The sequence below is a fragment of the Psychrobacter sp. 1Y4 genome (assembly GCF_051847555.1).
On record NZ_JBPYDE010001050.1, the window covers coordinates 1 to 541 of the forward strand.

Here is a 541-nt window from a genome sequence, read left to right on the forward strand (position 1 = left end):
TAGTAAAAGTGATTCTTAGACATTGATCGTAGAAATTCAATATTATTGTTAGATGGTTTTGTCGAGCAGTAATTGGGTATTAACAAAAATGGATTTTTAGGACAAACCTATGAAGTTTTTACTAGGAATACTGCTTACTGTTTTTGTCGCTATTGTGGGCATTTTTATTGTGGTGACCAGTGGCGTGATAAATATCGGTGCTGATCAAGCCCATAGTCCGCTGGTTTACAATTTTTTAGAAACGGCACGTACGCGTTCAATAGCAAATGCTAGTAAGGACATTGCGGTTCCAAACCTAGAAAAGACAGAAATGATCAGCTCGGGCGGGGCAGACTATAAAGATATGTGTGCAGGCTGTCACTTATCTCCTGGGGTAGAAAGTACTGATTTTAGTGCAAGTTTATATCCAAAGCCGCCCAATTTTACCAATACTGAATTGGTGGAACGCTATAAAACAGATGCCGGTGCTCAGCAAGCCTTTTGGGCCATTAAACACGGTATTATGGCATCAGGTATGCCCGCATGGGGCGCTTCGCACGAT

The 541-nt window shown here is 41.4% G+C and carries 1 protein-coding gene; it reads left to right on the forward strand.

Translation table 11 applies throughout. The annotated features are described in order from the left end of the window. Positions 1 to 109 precede the first annotated feature (109 nt). Positions 110 to 541: c-type cytochrome (locus ACS8FC_RS20355; protein WP_439298120.1), on the forward strand; the 432-nt coding region annotated here is incomplete at its 3' end.